A 19,227-nucleotide genomic window follows, 5' to 3' on the forward strand; every position below is an offset into this window, starting at 1 on the left:
CATTAAACTTATGAATTCTAATTTTTTACTATTACCAACCGCCTTGATGGTTGCAGGACATTCTGCAGCAGAGGCCAAAGGAAAAAAGTCCGATCAAAGACCCAATATCCTGGTAATTCTTGCAGATGACCTAGGCTATTCCGACCTGGGATGCTACGGTAGTGAAATTCACACACCTAATCTGGACAAACTGGCAAAACAAGGAGTACGTTTCAATCATTTCTATAACACCAGCCGGAGTTGTCCGACGCGTGCTTCCCTGTTGACAGGACTTTATCAACATCAGGCAGGAATCGGACGTATGACCTTCGATGACCACCTGCCGGGTTACCGGGGAACACTCTCACGCAATGCCGTTACTATCGCAGAGGTATTGAAAGAATCAGGATATGCTACCAGCATGGTAGGTAAATGGCACATCGCAGAAACTCCACTACGCAAAGACCAACGCGAATGGCTCGCACATCACGTATACCACGAAACCTATTCTGATCTTTGTCATTATCCGGTGAATCGCGGATTTGATACCCACTATGGTACTATCTACGGAGTAGTAGACTATTTTGACCCATTCAGTCTGGTAGAAGGTGAAGTACCCGTGAAAGAAGTACCCGACGGATATTACATCACACAGGCGCTTTCAGACCGTGCAGTGAAAGAAGTGAAAGAGTATGCCAAAGACGATAAACCATTCTTTATGTACCTGGCTTACACAGCACCACACTGGCCGTTGCATGCACTGCCGGAAGATATTGAAAAATACAAGGATACCTATAAAGTAGGTTGGGAAGCCATTCGTAATGCACGTTACGAACGTCAGAAACAGCTTGGTATATTCCCTAACATGGATAATTTCCTGTCTGATAGACAGTTCAAAGATAAATGGGAAGATAACCCACATGCTGAATGGGATGCTCGTGCCATGGCTGTTCATGCTGCCATGATCGACCGTATGGACCAGGGAATAGGACAAGTTATCGACGCCCTGGAAAAGACAGGACAACTTGAAAATACGCTGATTCTATTTCTTTCCGATAACGGATGCAGTAATGAAGATTGCCAGAACTACTCTCCAGGAGAAAATGACCGTCCTGATATGACACGTAAAGGAGAGAAAATGGTTTACCCTCATAACAAAGAAGTACTGCCTGGACCGGAAACAACTTATGCTTCATTGGGAGCACGCTGGGCAAACGTAGCCAACACACCGTTCCGTTTTTGGAAAGCCAAATCTTATGAAGGAGGTATCTGTACTCCGATGATTGCTCATTGGCCGAAAGGTATCAAGAAGAATGTCGGCAAGATGACCCCTGAAATCGGACATGTGATGGACATCATGGCTACTTGTATCGATATGGCAGGCGCCACTTATCCTACCAAATATAAAGGAAATGACATCATTCCATTGGAAGGCAAGAGTCTGGTTCCTATCTTCAAGACCGGACATCGTGAAGGACATGACTACCTTGGATTCGAACATTACAATGAACGTGCATTCCTCTCTAATGACGGTTGGAAACTGGTTCGTCCGGGAGAAAACGCTAAATGGGAATTATACAACCTGAATGAGGACCGGAGCGAAATGCATAATCTGGCAGCACAATACCCTGAAAAAGTAGCTGAAATGACAAAGGCTTACGAAGCATGGGCTAAACGTTGCATGGTAGAACCTTACCCGGGACAAAAAAAGAAATAAAGCCTACTCAATTAATTAGAAAGAGTACTCGATTAATTATTTTATATTTGACTCCTGTCGGAAAATATCCAATGATATTGCACGACAGGAGTTTTTTTATATGCTTTTATCCCTTCTTTATCAAGCCTCACCTGAAATCGGAGGCTGACCTGTATATTCCTTAGGCAGTACACCATATTGCGCTTTAAAACATTTCGCAAAATAAGAGGAAGAAGTAAATCCTACCTGCGCTGCCACTTCAGAAATCCGGGTACCGCTCACAATCAGTTCAGCAGCTCTATTCATACGAAGTGTCTTCAAATAATCATTAGGAGACATTCCGGACAAAGCCTTTATCTTCCGATAGAAATTAGAACGGCTCATATTCATCTGTTCCGCCAAAGTATCTATCGAGAAGTTCTCATCCGCCAACTGTTCGGCTATTACTCCCTGTATCTTAGCTATAAACTCACAATCCTTTTGAGACATCGCAAAATCCGTTGTCGAAACAGCAACCGTATCTCCTGCCAAGCTCACCATCAATTTATGGAAAGACTGCCTCAACTTCAACAGATTCTCGATCTGCATATGGAGCTGTTTAACAGAGAATGGTTTCTCAACATATACATCCGCTCCACATTCAAGTCCTTCGACTTTAGACTCCAAAGTGGTTTTCGCCGTCAACAAAATAACCGGAATATGTGAATAAGAGATTTCAGACTTCACCTTACTGCAAAGTTCCAGCCCATCCATCTCCGGCATCATAACGTCACTCACTATAACATCCACGTTTTCCTGCGCAAGCACTTCAAGCGCTTCACGACCGTTGGAAGCCCTCAACACACGGAACCACTCTGCCAATGACTCACGAGTCAGATTCAGCAAATCAACATTATCCTCAACCAACAGAACTGTAAACTTCTTCCCTGAATACTCCGAAGAAATCGTTTCAGAAGCATCCGCATGCTCCGGGGATATTTCTACAATATCACTCGTTTTTTCCGTCTCCCACTCTTTGACCGGAAGAGACAGTATAAACGAAGAACCACCTCCAACATTATCTTCCAGACGCAAATCTCCCTGATGAGCTTCTGCCAAAGACTTCGCAAAAGCCAACCCGATGCCAGTGCCTACTGCTGTGGCCACCTTATCGTCAGGCAGTTGATAGAAAGCCTCAAATATCTTTTGTTTCTGTTCATTTGGTATTCCGGGACCATCATCGTTCACTTGTATCTCATATCCCCCATCAGTGACAAGCAGCTTCAAGTCAATACGCGCATGTGCATATTTGATGGCATTTCCCATCAAATTGACAAGAATCTTACTTAATTTGTCCCTATCCACCGTAGACACCAGTTCTTGTTCAGGCACAGTCAGTTGCAAATCAATACCTTTTAATTCAGCAGGACTTGTAAACTGATTATAAACGTCACTGACAAGTTCTTTAATATCACTCTTTTTCAAATTCAGATGCAGCGTACCACTCTCCATTTTCTGAAAATCAAGCAATTCATTAGTAATCCCCAACAGATAATTTACATTTTTATCTATCACAGACAAATACTTGAGATCTTTTCCTTCATGCTCTTTCTCTAATAATTTCTCCAAAGGAAGCCGTATCAAACTAAGCGGAGTACGTATCTCATGTACCAGATTGATGAAAAAGCTAATCTTCGACTTATAAACTTCCTGTTCCTTGGCAGTCTGGTATTTTTCCATCCGCCGTTTATATTTGCGTTTAACACGGAGGTTCCATCGCCAAGCCATCCAGCCGATCCATCCCAACAGCATGAGCACATAAACGAAGTAAGCAAAGGTACTACGCCACCAGGGAGGAGTAATCACCACCTTTAAAGTGGTAGTATTCTCGTTCCACTGACGATCATTATTAGAGCCTCTGACTTCGAACAAATACTCACCGGGAGGCAAATTGGTGTAAGAAGCCATATTGTTATCGGTATTCAGAATCCACTCCTTGTCCACTCCCCGAAGTATGTAAGAATACCGGTTCTTCCCCGGGTCTTCAAAACTAAGAGCGACAAAACGAATAGAGAAGCTATTGTTTTCATAAGATAAAGTCACCTTATCAGCCATATAAAGCGGTTTATCCAACTGAAGCAGTTTCTTCACCTCCTGCTCATCGGTTTGATAAGGTAACCGAATATCGGTCACATAAACCGGAGGAATATATTTGTTATCTACAAACTGTTCCGGCTGGAATACATTAAAGCCATTGATCCCACCAAAATACAATTTTCCTTCGGATGATTTCAATGAAGATCGAGCTATAAACTGATTCCCTTGCAAGCCGTCATTAATCGTGAACTGGCGGAAATGATCTTTGGTAACAGGATTAATCTTAAAGATTCCGGCATTGCTGGATACCCAGAAATCACCTCCCTGATCTTGCTCAATCGCATAAATAACCTTGTTAGGTAATAAAGTATTATGCGGGTCAAACTCAATGAATCTTTTCTCTTTAGCATCAAAAGAACACAGTCCTCCCCCATTCGTTCCAAACCACATGGTTCCTTTCGCATCTTCAAATAAAGTAATGACCGAATTACTGGTGATCGTAGTCGAATCTTCCCGTTCATGCTGATAATGTTTCCAATGAGCATTCATTGTATTGTAAGAAAACACACCACTATTGGAAGTCGCAATCCAGAGATGATTGTACATATCCTCATAGATATCGACAACAGAAACCATTGAACCAACACTGGTGATGGTCATAAAGTTATCTCGAGCAGCGTCATAACGACACAATCCCCAACTCGTTCCTACATAAATTTCTCCTTTTCGTCCTTTATAAATACACAACACATCGTTGCTACAAATCGTATTGGGGATTCCACGAGAATGAGTATAGGCTTTCACTGCCCCTGTGCGTAAATTGATAACTCGTATTCCCCCGGCATAAGTACCGATCCATAAATAGTCACCATCCAGCATTAGAGAACGAATGTCATACTTTTGATTTTTAGTTCCTATTGCATAAGGAGAAAGTTCCCGGGTGGCAACATTGAAGAAATACAAACCGCTTTGAGTTCCAATCCAGATATTCCCATCTTTATTCTCACAGAAAGGAGCAACGACCTCCCCCGCTCCCGGCACTCCGGACAGATAGGCAGGCGAATAATAATCAAAACGTTTAGTCTGCTTGGACATATAGTTGATTCCACCCAAATTGGTCAACACCCAAAGAGCTCCTTCGGCATCCCACATCATTCCATTGATAGTCTGGTCGCTCAAACTTCTCGGATCGGCGGGATTATCCGCCCGCTGGAATGTGTTTGTATTTTGATCGAACAGATAAAGCCCGTTATCCGTTCCTACCAACAGCTCTTTATCCGTATACTTCAACAAACAATGAACAGCTCCGAAATTAAATGCCGAACCACTGTAATTGTCTATAGCTTCAGTTCGTTCATCCAAACGGCTCAATAGATTACTTCCCGCACCAATCCAAATATCTCCATCGATATTCTGAATACAGTTCACTTTATAACTATCGGAAGCATTTATATCTAATGAGATTTCATACGTCCGGAGAAACTTGCCGTTTTCGTCAAAGCACAAAAGTCCTTCCTGTAAGGAAGATATATAGACCCTCTTCCGATCAGCACTCTGACAGAGGTCCCATACAAAAGATGTCTGAACACTATTTTGAGTCAACACCTCTGTTTTCGGATCATAAATAAAAAATCCCTGTCCCAAAGTCGCAATCCAGATAAGACCATTTTCCGTCTTGATAATCTTTTTAATCTCACTGCTGATATACACATTATACTGTGTCGTTTTATCAAAGTAAGAGAAACGATCGGTATCCCGGTCATAAATATAAAGTCCGGAGTTTGTTCCAACCCAGAGATTCTTGTCCACCTCTATCAAGGCTTCTACAAAATTGTTTTCTAATGAGAACTTTTCGTTGAGAACATTCCGGTACACTTTATTGCCCCGCCCGTCATAACGGTTCAGTCCGTCACTGGTACCCAACCAGATAAAGCCATAACTATCTTGAAGGGCGCACCACACGGTATTATGAGACAATCCATCTTCTACCTGATATTTCTTGAACGAAAAATAAGGAGACGCGGATAGTGTTCCGGTCCAGAAGATCAGCAAGCATATTAGTATTTTAGTTAACTTCATTCTACGTGTTTTTTATTCAATTATCGGTTCAGCCAAGGTTCAGGATTCAACTTTTCTTTCTCCCTACGCAACTGGAAGTGCAATACCGTCCGTCCATTATCCGTACCGTCAGAAAAGACCTGACCGATGGATTGCTTCGTCTTCACCGTGTCACCGGCTTTGACGGATGCAGAAGAAAGATTGCAATAAACAGAAATATAATTGCCATGACGAATGAGGACATTAAATAATCCGTTCAATTGGAATACAGCCGCCACCTTTCCATCAAAAATGGCACGTGCCTGTGCACTCGGTTTTCCCTGAATATCAATACCCTTGTTATCCAGTTTCACGTTGCGCAAACCCTCTACGGCATATTGTCCGTAACGGCTGGTGATAATATAAGCGCCGGATATAGGCATTGGCAATTTCCCGCGATTCGCGGCAAAGTTACCCGACAATTCCCGATCCGCCTTACTCATGGTATAAGCCTCAAGAGGTTTCGATTTAGCGGTCGTTTCCGTTGCAACAGATTTTCCCTCCTTGCTTTCTTCTTTCTTACGGGCAGCCGCTTCACGACGAGCCTCTTCCTGCGCACGCTTACGGGCACGCTCTATTTCTTCCGCAATTAATTTATCGATGCGGGCATTCAGCTGATTGGCTTCCCTGCGTTTTTTATTTATCTCATTCTGCAATCCTTTCTGCTTCTTTTGCAGATTAGTCACCAACGTACGCTTCTCTTTTTCCTGCTCTTCCAACTTCACCTTTTCGCTCTCACGTTCTTGCAGCAGGTTCTCTTTGGCGGCTTTCACTTGCTGACGTTCCGCTTTCTTCTTGCGTATCTGCTCCTGTTTCTTTAGGATTTCTTCCCCTTGCAGACGTTGATAAGTGGCATATTCACGGACATATCGCATACGCCGATAAGTCTGCCCCAAATTCTTTGCCGAAAAAATAAACATGAGCTTCTCCTCTATCGACTTATTCTTATACAAGTACTGGACAGAAGCTTCATATTTCTTCTTTTTATCTTTCAAATCCTTCTCCAACCCGTGCAACTGGCGCTCCAATGAAGCCAACTCACGCTGGATAGCCTCCACATCATTGTTGATAGCCATGATATAGCGTTTCCGCTCTTCAATCTGTCCGGTCAACACAGCCAGACTATTCAACTGGCTTCCCACATCTTTCTTTGTATCCTTCAATATAGATTCCGATTCGGCAATCTGTTTTTGCAGCGCACCGCGTTTACTTTCCAGCTCACGAATCAACTTGTTCGATTGAGCGAAAAGAGGAACTGCCAACCAAAGGCAACTGATTAGAATAACAAAGAAACGTTTCATCATAATAAAGCTACCAGCATTTTTACTAATTCTTCCAAGGGAATCTGGTTGTATTTGGACGTCAGTTCCGTCGGAGTTATCGAAAACTCTTGTGTGGAGAACTCATAAAGTTGGACTTTTGCCTTTTCTAATGAAGGAATTCCTATATCTTTTCCTGTCAGCTCTGTCTTTCCACCAGGAAGAGAGGCATCCATCAATATCTTTTCCAAACGGGAAAACTCCACATTCTTCGACAATACATTTTTCAATTCAGCTTTAGTGGCACGAACAAAGCGTTTATTCATCCTGTCTACCAATAAAACTTCGTCGGGAGTAACTTCTATACGTGCCACTTCCGTACGCAGAATAGGCATCAATAAGGAGATTTGTACCCGCTCATGAGTTTTCATCTTCATGGTTCCCCCTACAGACATACTTCCTTTCTTGCCGGGAATAGTCAACTGAAGCTTGGAAGCCAGGTAACTGGATGTCGGAGCCTTTGTCGAAGTCTTAGTTTCCGAAGTTGCCAAGTGCTTCGAACTCTTACAGCCGGCCAACACCACTACCACCAACAACAGTAGATAAATGATTCTTTTCATTCCGCAATATATTTCTTCTTCTCTATTTTCTGTTTCAACGTTTTCGACTCGCTACCCATTTCCAGTGCCTTCTTCCAATATTTCAACGCACCTTCCGCATCGCCGGTCATAAAATAAATATCTCCGCAATGCTCCACAATCACATCACTCTTCTCGCCGTCGTTCTTCATTGCATTGTCAATATAGATACGGGCTTCGGCATAGTTTCCCTTTTCAAAAAGAATCCATGCATAAGTATCGAGATAGGTCGAATTATTAGGTTCGGCTTTCACCGTTTTGTAACTCATCTCCTCCGCCTTGTCCAAGTCACGACGTTCCACAGACAGATAATAAGCATAATTATTTAATGCGCCAATATTGGAAGGATTATATACCAAAGCCGAATCGTAAGCAGCATAAGCCTCCGTCATTTGTTTCTTGGTATGATAAATATCCCCCATGATAGAATAAAAATCTGAAATGACTTCTTTTCTGGTATCGGGAGTTATATGTTCCAATGCTCTATTACAAACACTCAATACACTATCTCCCTGTTCTGCCTGATGATAAGCGATAGCCAGATAATAATAAAGTTCCAACGCATCCGGAGTAGCTTCAATGCCCGGTTCGCAGACCTTGATAATTTGCTTGTAATCTTCCTTCTTCACCGCCGCACTAACCAGCATCAAACGGGCCGCCTTATTGGTAGGATCCAGATCAACCACCTGCTCCAATACCGGCACAGCCTCTTGTTCCATATTCTTCGACAACAGGTATTGAGAATAAAGCATCGGTATCTGCGGATCATCCATATCCTGCTTCATCATCCGGTCAAACAAGGCAATCACCTGAGTGCTATCTTTAGCGGACGACTGTTCATTTTCCGCAATCACCTGTCTCATGACACTGATTTTAGTATCAGAAGTCACCTTTTTGTTCAATAACAACGTATCCAGTTGCTGTTGATACAATTCTTTCTGCCCGGTCTGTTCATAGTAAGAAGCCATCGAGAAGAGAGCCATCGGATTATCAGGCTCTACAGCCAGTACCTTCTGGTATGCATCATAAGCTTCCTGCTTTTTCCCGTTCTGAAGATATACATCTCCCAGTATCACCTGATAACGCATATCCATCGGATATTCCTGTACCAGACTTTCTATTTCCTGAAATGCCTTCTTATCATCTTTCATCTGAAGATAAATCCGGAATTTCTCCATAGACAGCTGCTCATTCTTACCCAAACGTTTCTCTAAACGATTCAATGTAGAAATGACATCATTATACTTCTCCTGGCGACTGTAAATATCAAGAAGGCTGAACAAAGGGTCCTGTTTCGACGGGAAACGGGTCACCATCTTCTCAAGCAAAGCCGCAGCCTTATCCAATTCATTTTGTTGCTGGTACAAACTGACCAATCCCTGACTATACCAATAGTTATCAGGCGCAAAAGCCACTGCCTGCTCCAAAGCAACCTGACCTTGCGGCACCTGGCGAAGGAACATATAATATTGCGATATTTCATAAAGCGCAGAAGAAGCAGTGGGGTTGATATCCAGACAATGCTGTAGCAATCCAAATGCCGCATCATACTCATTCTTTCCTTTCATCCGCATGGCTTCCAAGAAGAAGTAGTCATATTTACGCTGTTGTTCAGCAGAAAGCAATGTTTCCTTCATTAAAGAAGCTCCATCTGCTTTCGCTGTTGTTTTTGCTGTACGCACAGACTGGATTCCCCCACATGAAGTGAGCATCAATACCGTCACGAACAGCCATCCTATTTTTATCTTCATTCTATTTTCTCCATTAAGCATTCATCATACTCCGGTATGTCCGAAACCACCGGCTCCCCGTTCTGTTTCATCCAGCACCTCCACTTCCTGCCATACAGGCTGTTCGTGCTTTGCTATCACCATCTGCGCGATACGTTCGCCATCTTCAATAACAAAAGCCTCGGACGAGAGATTGACTAAAATGACACAAACTTCTCCACGATAATCCGCATCAATCGTACCCGGAGAATTAAGTACCGTGATACCTTTCTTTATCGCCAGCCCGCTACGTGGACGAACTTGCGCCTCAAATCCCTTCGGCAGAGCGATATACAATCCTGTCGGCACCAGACAACGTTGCAACGGTTCCAGTGTGATAGGTTCAGAAAGATTAGCACGGATATCCATTCCTGCGGACAATTCGGTGGCATAAGCCGGAAGCGGATGCTTCGATTTATTGATAACTTGAATATTCATAAATGCATGTTTACTATTTAACGGGCGAAAATACACATTTTGAACTGAAAAATAGTTAAGTTTGCAGTTAAATAATGTACCTGCAACCAAATTGCGAATGGTAAACAACTAAATCCTAAATAAAAAGATAAGTCAAGCATCTTTAAGTTCAAATGATAAACGGAACTTCCAATCACAACGTTGCCGCCTTTAGCTACAACCGAAAGTTTCTGTTTTGTAGTCCAAAGCGGCAACCATAATTTAGTTATAATCAAAAGAATATTTACATCTTAGAAAAAGAAAGTTTATATACGATCAATCTGCCCTAAAACGTTCAGTCTGCACATCACGAGAGTTTGCTCCTACCATGACATCAAATTCTCCCGGTTCATAAACGTATTGTAATCCTGAATTATAAAATCTCAAATCGTCTTCCGTGATAACAAACTTAACTTCACGACTCTCTCCTTTTTTCAAGAAGATACGTTCAAAGCCTTTCAGCTCTTTCACTGGACGAGATATTTCAGCGTAAATATCATGCAGATACATTTGTACGATCTCATATCCGTCAAAATCTCCGTCATTGGTTACAGTCACAGACACTGTCAACTCCCCATTTCTGGACAGTACATCCGAACTAAGTTGTAAATTCCCATAAGAGAAATTTGTATAACTCAAACCGTACCCAAAAGGATAAAGAGGTTCGTTACTCATATCCAGATAGTTACTGGAGTAACGGTTAAAAGAATGACTGTCAGGATCGGGACGACCTGTATTCAAATGATTATAGTACAGAGGAAGCTGTCCCACTGAACGGGGAAAAGTCGTAGTCAGCTTGCCGCCCGGAGTCACTTTACCGAACAATACATCAGCAATAGCATCGCCTGTTTCACTTCCACCGAACCAGACATTCAAGATAGAATGAACATTGGCATCCTCCCAGTTCAGAACTAACGGACGCCCTGTAAAAAGAAGCAACACTACGGGTTTACCCGTCTTCACCAGCGCCTTCAACAAATCCTGTTGAGCATCAGGAATCCCTAGTTCCGTACGTGAAGCCGATTCACCACTCATTTCAGCACATTCTCCCAAAGCCGCAACAATCACATCTGCACGGGCAGCCGTATGCAAAGCTTCATCCAACAATTGCAGTTCATTGCCGCGTTCTAACGGACGGATACCAGCTCCTCCTTTTTCAAGTTCCGCATCATGATATATATTACTACCTCTCGCATACAGTATTTCAGCCTTATCACCTGCTGCCGAACGAATTCCCTCCAATAATGTCCCGTGACAGGAAGGAGTACATGTCATACTCCACATCCCACACATATTATTACGGGCATCAGCCATAGGACCAATTAAAGCAATCTTACCTTTCCGTTCGAGCGGAAGCAGATGATCCTCATTCTTCAACAGAACAAATGTTTCAGCTGCGATTTCACGCGCCACCGCGCGATGAGCAGTCGTATAAAGTTCTTTTTCCACACGCAGGGTATCACAGTATTTATACGGGTCAGAGAACAAGCCCAATTTATATTTTGCTTCCAATACACGGCGACAAGCGGCATTAATCTGTTCTTCCGTAACTTTCCCTTCTTTCAGAGATTCTTCCAATGTATTCAGAAAACCGCAAGAAACCATATCCATATCCGTACCCGCCTGTAAAGCACGTACAGAAGCCTCTTTCAAAGGAGCAACCCCATGTGAGGACATTTCGGCGATAGAATTATAATCCGTCACTAACAACCCACAAAAGCCCCATTCATTCCGGAGCAAATCGGTCAGTAACCATTTATTAGCCGTAGCCGGAATGCCGTCCACCAAATTGAAAGAACTCATCACACTACCCACACCTGCCTCAACAGCTGCCTTGTATGGGGCAAGATATTCATTATACATACGTTGGCGACTCATATCAACCACATTATAGTCCTTCCCTGATTCGGATGCGCCATATAATGCAAAGTGTTTTACACAGGAAAGAATTTCGTTTTTTCCCTGCATATTATTTCCCTGATAACCGCGTACATAGGCTTTTGCTAACAGGGAACCCAAATAAGGGTCTTCACCACTACCTTCTGCAATACGCCCCCAACGACTGTCACGACAAATGTCAACCATCGGGCTGAATGTCCAGCAAATACCATCCGCACTGGCTTCTACAGCAGAAATGCGTGCCATACGTTCAACAGCTAGTGTGTCCCAGCTACAAGAAAGCGCTAAAGGAATCGGGAAAATGGTTTCATAACCGTGGATAACATCAGCTCCTACCAGCAAAGGAATTCCCAAACGGGTAGAATCAATGGCTATACGCTGCAAATCAACAATTTTTCTTATTCCTTTCACATTAAAAAATCCTCCAATCTCCTGGTTACGAACCATTTTCGTAAGTTCGGCACTATTTACATTACCAGTAACCAAATCACCCCCGGAAGGAAGATTCAATTGGCCCAACTTCTCGTGCAGTGTCATCTTTCCCATCAGATTGGCAATATATCGATCCATCTCTTTATCTCCTTCTTCAGCCGACAATGAACAGGAAGACAATAACAACCCATATAGAACGCCTAATAACAAGTATTGATATTTCATGTTTATTACTTATTATATAATCACTTCATTATTTAGATACTTACATTAATGAGATAAAATCTTAATATCCGAATCACTTAACCCATAATCAACAAGCGTATATTTTTTGCCTTTATACGGAGTCGGCATAAACCGCCCGGAACCTAATGTATCGTAAATGATTGGATTGAAAGAAGCATTCCTTTTTGCCCTGAACAGCAACACACAGAACTGACCGGAAACAGCATATCCAAATTCAATATCCTCTACTCCCTCTCCCAGCACTTCATAACCTTGCAAGAGAGGTTCAACGCCTTTAAACATAAAATTAAGTTTTACAGTCAAATTATCGGCTAAATCTATCTCAAGGGTATTCCGCATTGGAGAAGAAATGACAGCCCCTAATACATTCCAATTCATATCATAATTAGCTAAAGTTGTCCATATTATCCCGTCAGAACTTACCCCTCTAAGCTTCTGCATCAAAGTCGTTTCGTAAGGATACAAACGCTGTGAATTAGCAACTACACAATTCAGGAAAGAAAACTTATCCGCAATATCCCATCCCACCAAATCAACAGGACAATCTAGAATCTTAAAATTATCATTTAATACAGTAAAAGTAGAATTGGACAACTTCACTTTCAAATTGGGGTTATTCCCTTCTGCCTGAATAAAGCTGGTTCCAAAATTATTCAAATATGAAAAAGAAATCTGTTGGTCCAGCATCAAATCCGGACTATAACCCTCATTCACGACGATTCCTCTATCAATCGTATCATAATAGACTTGATTGAAAACAAAAAATCCGCCACTAGCTATACGTATTCCGACTGTTGAACGGTAATTCTTACCATCCTCAAGATGGGTCCCTCCGGTAGTATCCCAAGAAAGAATATGTACATTGTTCAATATATGACCGGCAGATTTCGTAACTAAAGCTTCTTTTGTACAATAAATAAAAGTGTCAGATATCTTACAATCACAACAAGATTCATCTATATAGATACCGTATACATTATCATTCGAAGAGATGCCTTGAATTGTTACATTATCTATCTTTGTATCCGAGCTACCCGTTCCACCAGTTCCAATACCTTCAGGAACGTGTATGCGGATATGTGTATTACGTCCTCGCACCAGACTCATCGTACGTATCTGCACCAACTGCTTCCTTCCGTTTACTAGAATTCCATTATCTGCATTATAACAGTCTAGTATTCCTCCTTCGATATAAGAGAATCGCCGATGTGAAACATCGGTAAAATAGGTTTCTGAATAACCTACTTTAATCAATGCTTCCAAATGGACATCACTTTTAACCGTTGCATTCTTATCAAAAATAAGGTTTACATTTTTGGTATATTCCAATGGCAGAACGATAGGCTCCGTCAAGTTATAAGTTCCGGCAGGAAAATAAAGCGTTTTCCCATAAGACTGACCGACCAAATTATTAAGTTGAGAACCAATCAGTGTTCCATCATTCTTAATATCATAATCAATGACTGATACAATATCTTCATTATGCCCTTCCTTGACTTCAACAACAGCCTCCGGTAATGAATCATCATCGTTACATCCCCAGATTGGCATAAAAGATAATAAGCCTAAAAATAAAAAGTTAAGTTTCTTCATTTTTCTTGTTTTTTTAAGTTTAACGTAAAGTTTGAAATGAAGAGGCCGGTAATCCTGCACCGTTAATTAAGTTACATGTAGGATTATCTCCCCATCCATAGCGAACAGTCAAAGGATGTTTTACCATTTCCGATGATACAATGATTTCATTTCCACAGATTTCAGCTTCCGCCCAATGATATTTTCCGTCTATCCCTGCTATGGCAAACCCTGTCATTTTTTTTCCATCAGACGTTTTTAATCCTCCGTCTGCACACTCAAAAGAGAGAATAACCCTGTCTCCTTTCACACGGTAAGTCTGATAAACCGGACCACTACAAACAATCCGCTCACCATAGGTATCGGCACGTGCTAATAAGGCAAGTCTACGCCCTACTTCCTGTTTGTTTTTGGGATGAATATCATTCATATCGCCGATGTCTATGGTAACGGCCATACCCACATTGTCATAATACAAAGCTGTCTGACGCTGCGCTTCTCGTAATTCAGCCCACTGTGAGTCTCCCGGTTCATCTGCTCTCTCTAAATAATTAGCCAATTGCACAAGGTAGAAAGGAAAATCATTCCCCCATTCCTCACGCCAGCTCTGAATAAGTAATGGAAGCAATATCCTATATTGTGTAGCACGCCCTACATTATTCTCTCCCTGATACCAAATAACCCCACGAAATTTGTAAGGTGCCAATGGATGAATCATCCCATTATAAAGCACAGTTTGCACATTCGGATTCATCTCAAACACTGGGTCAATATGAGATTGAGCGGCAACTTTACACTTCCATTCACCAGATATAAGAATCCAGTCTCCGACATCTTTGCTCAACTTCATTTCACCTCCGATGCCACACCCTCCTCCAGTATCCACGATACGAACAGTAATTACAGCTTTGCCCGCTTTTACTAAATTACCCGGTATTTCATAAGTACGGGAACGAGTATATCCTTTCGTGCTCCCTATCTCGATTCCGTTAAAATAAGTAATATCCTCGTCATCCACATACCCCATGTGTAAACTCAACGTTTTTCCCTCCCATTGTTCTGGAATATCCACCGTCTTTCGCCCCCAAACAATACCATCAAAATCTGAAAAAGTCTTTTCGATATTTCCGGGGAAAGAATGAGATATCCATCCTTCATCATTATAAGAAAGAGTATTCCAAAAAGGCTTTCCATTTCTCATTCCTTTATCTAACGACAAAATCTTTGCCTGCCTTTGTTCTTCCTCCGCCTGTAAATCACAATCCTTGTTTCCCAACCTTCGGATAAGCTTCAATTGCTCAACAAAATCGGGAACTTCGCCCAATGCTTGAGCACTTATCCACGACTCTATATTAGTACCGCCCCAATGGGCACAGATAAGTCCTACCGGTACCTGCTGCGTGCGTGCTATTTCCCTACCGAAAAAATAGGCTGTTGCTGAAAACTCCCGGATAGTAACCGATGAACACACTTGCCATCCTCCTCCGACAGCAGTAAACTCCTGCGACGGACTTAGACTAATAGTATTACTCACAGTCATCAAGCGTATATCCGGGTAATTGGCCTGTGCCACCTCTTGTTGATAGTTTTTCACTTTGCCCCATCCTTCTACTGGCATTTGCATATTCGACTGACCGGAACAAAGCCATACTTCACCAATCATTACATTCTCCAATCTTACTTTTTCTCCATCCGTTATTTCTAAATGATAAGGTCCCCCGGCTTTTGGGGTTTTGATGTTTACTTTCCAATTACCCGTCCTGTCAGCTATATTCTCATATTTCTCCCCACTCCATGAAGGAATCACTATAACTCGCATTTCTGGAGATGCTTTTCCCCAAACAGGTACTTCAGCCTCTTGCTGAAGTACCATATTATCGGAAAATAAAGGAGATAACTTAACTTTGGCACAAGCGGTCAGTGACGCAAATAATCCCAACATTAATATAATCCATTTATACATATCACTCCGACTTACAAATTATTACCATTCGATTGCTTGATCTTCATCCGGAATCTGAATATTAATTTTACGTTCCATATTCACAGTCCCTTCAACTACATATCTTATAGGAGTACCAGGAACAGATGTGACATCATCAAATTCATATTTAAATCCTTCTATAGTAATCGTTTTATGTTTTAGATATGGCAACGAAACGTCCATTTTTTCCGCCAATTTCCAAGTTGGATTTTTTATCGGATTGAAACGAATGTCCGGATCAGGTGCAGAAAGCGTAACCGTCCCGTCATCGTTAAACCTGAAGATTATCTTATACTTTCCACGTTCCAGTTCTTCTTCATTCATCAAGCCTGCATAGAAGAAAACAGAATGTTCGTCCACTACAAATGCCGTACGCGTATTAGTAGTCATTTTAGTCCCCGAATCAGTAAAACCGACTTCCATTGTGGTTGTTGAATAAATACCGGAATATTCATTAAAAGGAACAACACGCAACAATGCTTTCTTGTAGTTCTTTCTAGGATGAGGAGTATAACTGCCGGTAGGACTTTCTCTAATCGTAAACGGCAATACCCACTTATCTACCAAGTCTATCCCACCTAATTTAAAATTGACATTCAACAATCCCATACAATCATCTGCCGGAATTACCACATTCATGTTCTCCACCTCATAATAATCGGAGGTAAGCTCCTTATAATATAGATCTGTCCGATTGTGAAAATACTCCCAATTGATACTTTTCAACGTGTCCGAGTCTATCGCTATCTGCACTTCTGTATCGTGTCCGGGCAATGTAGAGCCACTCATAATAACCGGCAGTTGATAAGTCACCGCACCATTCAGCTTGTATTTCACATAAATATCAGTTACACCTCTCGTATAATCCATCGGTGCCTTAAACGAAACATAATGCTCATATTGTTCATCGGTCCATTCTTCATTACAAGCCGTGCAAAACAAAGCCATCAACACGGCAAATAACAGATAATATATTTTTTCTTTCATATTCATTGTCATATAAAGATTAATCATAATAAGTCCATCCCGGGTTTTGCGTCAGACGCTTGTTACGTTGCAACTGTTCATGACTAAATGGCCAGAAATAGCTTTTCTCCACAAAGCGAACAGGCAATGACATAATAGCCACAGGTGTATGGAATAGATCTTTATGACCGTCATCCATCAGCATATTACATCCGTAAATCAACGTTTCTTCCTCTAAAGGAGTGTCTATCTTCCAGCGTCTCAAATCATAATAACGATGATTCTCGCCCATCAACTCAATCTGACGTTCGCGTTTCAGCTTCTTTCGGAAAACATCCTGATTCTGATATTCTGTAGGTGAATAATCAGGAACACCGGCCCGAATACGAACAGGCTGAATACCTTTCTTCATCTCTTCCACATCACGTCTAACTGTATAGGTAATACTTCCATCCCAAGAAGGGATGTCGTAGCTTGCTCCCTCTCCCAATTCATTCAACGCTTCGGCATAAATCAATAAAATTTCTGCATAACGAATAGCCGGTTCTGCTTTTTGTCTGTACAAAAGCTCATTCTGATATTTGGCATCATAAGGATTCACATATTTCTTGATGCCGATACCTGTAAATATACGATTACCACCATTATATCCTTCTGAAGTCCCTCGATAGTACCAGACTTGCTGATTAGGCTGGGGAGCTCCTTGCTTGCCACCGAATGAAGTCATATTCCATACACTGCCATTAAAACCAACTGACGCATAGAAACGAGGCTCACGGTTAGCATATTGCAAAGACACACCTGCACGCAGCGGTTTGAAACGACCGGCATCCACATCATCAGAAGTCACGTAACCGGTTAGCCGGCTGCTTCCATCTCCTCTTCCAATCTCTTTATCCTTACCCGGACAATCCGTACCATCATTCATATAATACGCGTCACACTGCTTTTGAGTCATTCCGTGAACACCCCAACCTCCGGCCAGTGTAGGCAATTGGTGAAGCACCATATTTGCAATAGCATCCGGTGAAGTGATTCCTGCTGATGTATTATTAACAGCTATATTATCCACACGCGAAAAGATCAACTCCGGATTTTCAGAAGCAGAGAGTTCGCCATTGAAGACGGAACGATATGACTCAAACGGATCAATGTCCGCATATCCGTATGGCCAGTTGTTTTCCGAGAAATTTCTATCCTTAAACGGTTCTATTGTTTCCGGATAATCTTCGGTTCCACTTGTAATGCGGCTCTTTACATACAATTGGTAGCGATGACCATCATTATTTCCCGGTAATTCCATTACGTCTCGGGCGGCAGCGGCAGCTTTAGCCCATTTCGATTCATCGTATTCAGCAGCAAGAAGTCTGTTACCTTTGTCATCTACCATTTGCTGCGCATAAGAGCCAGTATTGCCATTCATTAGCGGACTGGCGGCATACAAGAGGACTTTAGCACGAGCAGCCAAAGCAGCGCCCCGGGTGGGACGTGCGATGTTGTTGGTTCCACGTTCCAACGGAAGATCTTGTGCCGCTTTCACCAATTCGGAAGTGATATATTCCACACACTCATCGTAGGTGTTGCGCGGACGAGCCAAGCCATCATAGTCCTGCATATAGTCTTCACCTTCATCAGGAATCAAAGGGATTGGACCGTATTTGCGTAACAGCAACCAATAGTAATAGGCGCGGACAAAACGCGCCTGTGCCGCATAATCAGCCCGTTCTTCGTCTGTGAGTTGTTGGTTCATGTGGATATTATTCAAGAAAACACAGGCCTTGTTGATTCCTAAATAACTCGCTTTATAAGAATCCTGATACCAATTTTCATTGTATTCCACATTTCTGAAAAAAGAATAATAACTACCATTGGTATTTTTACCATTTCCCGCATTATTCCAATCCGCCCAATAAATGTCATCGGCAAAATTCGTAGGCACGCTCTCTTTTCCACCCACATCTTGATTTTGGCCTCGCAAATAAGAATAAGTATTGGAAAGCCACGCATCCGTATAATCCTTATCAGTAAATACTTTTTCAATTGTCAAGCGGTCTTTGAAATTGGAATCTACCTCCAAATAATCACTACATGCCGTCAAACAGCCAGCAGCAAAAAACGTGATAACCATATTATATAACCATTTCATATCTTTCATTTT

11 protein-coding genes are annotated in these 19,227 nt (G+C 42.1%); 1 reads left to right on the forward strand and 10 read right to left on the reverse strand.

The annotated features are described in order from the left end of the window. The first annotated feature begins 10 nt into the window (after window positions 1-10). A complete protein-coding gene (locus CJF29_RS22100) occupies window positions 11-1,696 on the forward strand; it encodes an arylsulfatase (protein ID WP_099146438.1) in 1,686 nt (561 codons plus the stop codon). 120 nt (window positions 1,697-1,816) lie between these two features. Here the strand turns inward: CJF29_RS22100 and CJF29_RS22105 are convergent, their stop codons facing one another. The 10 genes from CJF29_RS22105 to CJF29_RS22150 all read right to left on the reverse strand — a co-directional run bounded on the left by CJF29_RS22105 (window position 1,817) and on the right by CJF29_RS22150 (window position 19,215). Beyond that, entirely contained in the window at window positions 1,817-5,830 is a 4,014-nt protein-coding gene (locus CJF29_RS22105) for a two-component regulator propeller domain-containing protein (protein WP_099146437.1), read from the reverse strand. A gap of 20 nt (window positions 5,831-5,850) precedes the next feature. Then, window positions 5,851-7,152: a murein hydrolase activator EnvC family protein gene (locus CJF29_RS22110; protein ID WP_099146436.1), complete on the reverse strand. Its 1,302-nt coding sequence runs from the start codon at window positions 7,150-7,152 to the stop codon at window positions 5,851-5,853. Then, the gene (locus tag CJF29_RS22115; RefSeq protein WP_004298193.1) at window positions 7,149-7,727 is read right to left on the reverse strand and encodes a DUF4292 domain-containing protein; all 579 of its coding nucleotides are present in this window, start codon (window positions 7,725-7,727) and stop codon (window positions 7,149-7,151) included. The genes CJF29_RS22110 and CJF29_RS22115 overlap by 4 nt, the downstream gene beginning before the upstream one ends. After that, the gene (locus CJF29_RS22120; protein ID WP_099146435.1) at window positions 7,724-9,496 is read right to left on the reverse strand and encodes a tetratricopeptide repeat protein; all 1,773 of its coding nucleotides are present in this window, start codon (window positions 9,494-9,496) and stop codon (window positions 7,724-7,726) included. The genes CJF29_RS22115 and CJF29_RS22120 overlap by 4 nt, the downstream gene beginning before the upstream one ends. Before the next feature lie 24 nt (window positions 9,497-9,520). After that, window positions 9,521-9,952: a dUTP diphosphatase gene (gene dut / locus CJF29_RS22125; RefSeq protein ID WP_004309527.1), complete on the reverse strand. Its 432-nt coding sequence runs from the start codon at window positions 9,950-9,952 to the stop codon at window positions 9,521-9,523. A 294-nt stretch (window positions 9,953-10,246) separates the two neighbouring features. Beyond that, the gene (gene bglX, locus CJF29_RS22130; protein ID WP_004309526.1) at window positions 10,247-12,526 is read right to left on the reverse strand and encodes a beta-glucosidase BglX; all 2,280 of its coding nucleotides are present in this window, start codon (window positions 12,524-12,526) and stop codon (window positions 10,247-10,249) included. A 45-nt stretch (window positions 12,527-12,571) separates the two neighbouring features. Beyond that, a complete protein-coding gene (locus CJF29_RS22135; protein WP_032845068.1) occupies window positions 12,572-14,140 on the reverse strand; it encodes a hypothetical protein in 1,569 nt (522 codons plus the stop codon). Window positions 14,141-14,159: 19 nt separating this feature from the next. Continuing rightward, complete coding sequence (locus CJF29_RS22140) at window positions 14,160-16,061, reverse strand: sialate O-acetylesterase (RefSeq protein WP_255299345.1); 1,902 nt, start codon at window positions 16,059-16,061, stop codon at window positions 14,160-14,162. Window positions 16,062-16,103: 42 nt separating this feature from the next. Beyond that, a complete protein-coding gene (locus CJF29_RS22145) occupies window positions 16,104-17,090 on the reverse strand; it encodes a DUF4973 domain-containing protein (protein WP_099146449.1) in 987 nt (328 codons plus the stop codon). A 19-nt stretch (window positions 17,091-17,109) separates the two neighbouring features. After that, on the reverse strand, window positions 17,110-19,215 hold the full coding sequence (locus CJF29_RS22150; RefSeq protein WP_099146450.1) for a RagB/SusD family nutrient uptake outer membrane protein: 2,106 nt from the start codon (window positions 19,213-19,215) through the stop codon (window positions 17,110-17,112). Window positions 19,216-19,227: the final 12 nt, after the last annotated feature.

This window comes from Bacteroides celer, assembly GCF_002632415.2.
Classification (GTDB): domain Bacteria; phylum Bacteroidota; class Bacteroidia; order Bacteroidales; family Bacteroidaceae; genus Bacteroides.

Excerpts from the sequence above, each read along its gene's own strand:
- CJF29_RS22100 (WP_099146438.1), top strand. The coding sequence starts at position 11 with ATGAATTCTAATTTTTTACTATTACCAACCGCCTTGATGGTTGCAGGA.
- CJF29_RS22105 (WP_099146437.1), bottom strand. The coding sequence starts at position 5,830 with ATGAAGTTAACTAAAATACTAATATGCTTGCTGATCTTCTGGACCGGA.
- CJF29_RS22110 (WP_099146436.1), bottom strand. The coding sequence starts at position 7,152 with ATGATGAAACGTTTCTTTGTTATTCTAATCAGTTGCCTTTGGTTGGCA.
- CJF29_RS22115 (WP_004298193.1), bottom strand. The coding sequence starts at position 7,727 with ATGAAAAGAATCATTTATCTACTGTTGTTGGTGGTAGTGGTGTTGGCC.
- CJF29_RS22120 (WP_099146435.1), bottom strand. The coding sequence starts at position 9,496 with ATGAAGATAAAAATAGGATGGCTGTTCGTGACGGTATTGATGCTCACT.
- dut (WP_004309527.1), bottom strand. The coding sequence starts at position 9,952 with ATGAATATTCAAGTTATCAATAAATCGAAGCATCCGCTTCCGGCTTAT.
- bglX (WP_004309526.1), bottom strand. The coding sequence starts at position 12,526 with ATGAAATATCAATACTTGTTATTAGGCGTTCTATATGGGTTGTTATTG.
- CJF29_RS22135 (WP_032845068.1), bottom strand. The coding sequence starts at position 14,140 with ATGAAGAAACTTAACTTTTTATTTTTAGGCTTATTATCTTTTATGCCA.
- CJF29_RS22140 (WP_255299345.1), bottom strand. The coding sequence starts at position 16,061 with ATGTTGGGATTATTTGCGTCACTGACCGCTTGTGCCAAAGTTAAGTTA.
- CJF29_RS22145 (WP_099146449.1), bottom strand. The coding sequence starts at position 17,090 with ATGAAAGAAAAAATATATTATCTGTTATTTGCCGTGTTGATGGCTTTG.
- CJF29_RS22150 (WP_099146450.1), bottom strand. The coding sequence starts at position 19,215 with ATGAAATGGTTATATAATATGGTTATCACGTTTTTTGCTGCTGGCTGT.